Source organism: Rhodoplanes roseus, assembly GCF_003258865.1.
Lineage (GTDB): Bacteria > Pseudomonadota > Alphaproteobacteria > Rhizobiales > Xanthobacteraceae > Rhodoplanes > Rhodoplanes roseus.
In genome coordinates, this window is record NZ_NPEX01000489.1 from 1 (window position 1) to 2560 (window position 2560).

A 2560-nucleotide genomic window follows, 5' to 3' on the forward strand; every position below is an offset into this window, starting at 1 on the left:
GCGGCGCCCGGGCGACCGGCGGCGCAAAGCCGGTTCGTGATGCGCGCCCGTCCCGTGATGCGCGCCCGTCCCGCGACGCGCGCCCCGGCCGCGGCGCCGGGGCCCGCAGCGATGCCGGCGAGCGGCCGCGCTTCCGCCGCCGCGATCGCGACGAGGCACCCGAGGAGCCGATGGTCCGGCCGCGCCGCGGCCACTCCTGGCGCTCCGAGGACGCGCCGCTGCGCACCCAGTACAAGGGCCCGCGCGGCGAAGGAAAGCCGCCGCGCGAGGAACCGACCGGTACCAAGCGCGCCGGCCTGCTGACCGACCGCAAGGGCCGAAAAGTTCTGGTCGAGCGGTTCGGCGATGCCAAGCCGAAAGTCGTCGCCACGGCACCGCGAAAATCCTACCGGCCGGACATCGACACGCCCGGCGCAAGGCAGCCCCGGGCCCGCGCCGAGGGCGATCGACCCTTCCGCAAGCGTCCCGAGGGAGACCGCCCGCAAGGCGACCGGCCGTTCCGGGCCCGCGCCGACGGCGATCGGCCGTTCCGCAAGCGCCCCGAGGGAGATCGCCCGCAAGGCGACCGCCCGTTCCGGGCCCGCGCCGAAGGCGACCGGCCGTTCCGCAAGCGTCCCGAGGGAGATCGGCCGCAGGGCGACCGCCCGTTCCGGGCCCGCGCCGAAGGCGACCGGCCGTTCCGCAAGCGTCCCGAGGGCGATCGGCCGCAGGGCGACCGCCCGTTCCGGGCTCGCGCCGAGGGCGACCGCCCGTTCCGCAAACGCCCCGAAGGAGATCGCCCGCAAGGCGACCGGCCGTTCCGGGCCCGTCCCGCCGGCGATCGGCCGCAGGGCGACCGCCCGTTCCGCGGCAAGCCGGCCGGTGACAAGCCGTTCCGGGCCCGTCCCGCCGGAGACCGTCCGCAAGGTGATCGTCCGGACGGCGATCGGCCGCGAGGTGACCGGCCATTCCGCGGCAAGCCGGCGGGTGATCGGCCGTTCCGCGACCGCGATGGCGGCCGCTCCGGCGGTCCGGGCGGCGACCGCAAGCCGGGCGGCTTCAAGGGCTCTGGCAAGCCGGGCGGCTTCAAGTCGGGTGACCGCAAACCGGGTGGCTTCAAGGCCGGCGGCAAGCCGGGTGGCTTCAAGGCCGGTGGCAAGCCCGGGGGCTTCAAGTCCGGCGGCAAGCCGGGCGGCTTCAAGCCGGGGGGCCGCGGCCCGCGTCCGTCCGGGCCCAGGGGCGGCTGATGCGGATCGTCGGCGGCCGGCTGCGCGGGCGAACCCTCGCCGGCCCGCGCTCGGCGGCGATCCGGCCGACCAGCGACCGCCTGCGCGAGTCGCTGTTCAACATCCTGGCGCACGCCTATGGCGATCCGATCACCGACGCGCGGGTGCTGGATCTCTTCGCCGGCACCGGCGCGCTCGGGCTCGAGGCGGTCTCACGCGGCGCGGCGTTCACGCTGTTCGTCGACGACGGGGCCGAGGCCCGCGCGCTGCTGCGCCAGAACGTCGAGAGCTTCGGCCTCGGCGGCGTGACCAAGATCTATCGCCGCGACGCGCAAAAGCTCGGGCCCGCCCATCCGATGCCGCCGTTCTCGCTCGCCTTCCTGGATCCGCCCTACGGCAAGGGCCTGGCCGCCCCGGCCCTCACGGCGGCCCGCGTGGGCGGCTGGCTGTCGCCGGACGCATTGGTGGTGGTGGAAGAGGCCGCCGATGCGCCGCTCCCCGCCCTCGACGGTTTCGAGGAGCTGGAGCGGCGCACCTGGGACGACACGGCCGTGACGTTCCTCCGAGCGGCGTGAGCGGGCCCTACTCCACCTTGAGGCCGGCGGCCTTGATGGGCGGGGCCCAGCGGGCGACCTCCTCCTTCACGTAGGCGGCGAGGTAGTCGGGGCCGCGGCGCTCGGGCGGAACGATGGACAGGCCGAGCTCGTCGAGGCGCTTCTTCACCAGCGGATCGTCGAGCGTCTGGTTGACGGCCGCCGAGAGCTTCTTGACGATCGCGTCGGGCGTTCCCTTGGGCAGGAACACGGCGTTCCAGGCATTGGCCTCGACGCCGGGCAGCCCGGCCTCGGTGGCGGTCGGCACGTCGGGCAGGATCGCCGAGCGGGTCGGCGACAGCACGGCGAGCGCCCGCACGTTCTTCTCCTGGACCTGCGGCAGCGCGGTCTGGATCGAGTCGCACATGTAGTCGATGCGGCCGCCGATCACGTCCTGCATGGCGGGCGCGGCGCCGCGATACGGCACGTGCGTCACGGTCGCGCCGATCGCCTGGTTGACCAGGAGGCACGGCACATGGGTGGCCGAGCCGAGGCCGCCGGAGCCGAAGCTCATCTCCCCCTGGTGCGCCTTCACATAGGCGGCGAAGCCCTTGAGATCCTCGATCGGCAGCGTCTTTCGCGCCACCAGGAGGCGCGGCGATTCGGTGGTCAGCCCCACCGGCGCGAAATCGGTCACCGGGTCGTAGAGCGGCTTGGCATACAAGGTCGGATGATAGGCGTGCGTCCCGACATTACCCATCACGAAGGTGTAGCCGTCCGGGGTGCCGCGGGCGATGCGCTGGGCGCCGAGGGCGCCGCCGC

At 74.5% G+C, this 2560-nt stretch carries 2 protein-coding genes and 1 pseudogene; 2 read left to right on the plus strand and 1 reads right to left on the minus strand.

The features are described 5' to 3' along the window. Positions 1–1226: pseudogene (locus tag CH341_RS30550) on the plus strand (hypothetical protein); the annotation flags it as partial. After that, the gene (gene rsmD / locus CH341_RS30555) at positions 1226–1780 is read left to right on the plus strand and encodes a 16S rRNA (guanine(966)-N(2))-methyltransferase RsmD (RefSeq protein WP_111423308.1); all 555 of its coding nucleotides are present in this window, start codon (positions 1226–1228) and stop codon (positions 1778–1780) included. The pseudogene CH341_RS30550 and the gene rsmD, both read left to right, overlap by 1 nt. A 7-nt stretch (positions 1781–1787) precedes the next feature. Here the strand turns inward: rsmD and CH341_RS30560 are convergent. Then, positions 1788–2560 (minus strand): Bug family tripartite tricarboxylate transporter substrate binding protein (locus tag CH341_RS30560; protein WP_111423337.1); only part of this gene is annotated, 773 nt, incomplete at its 5' end.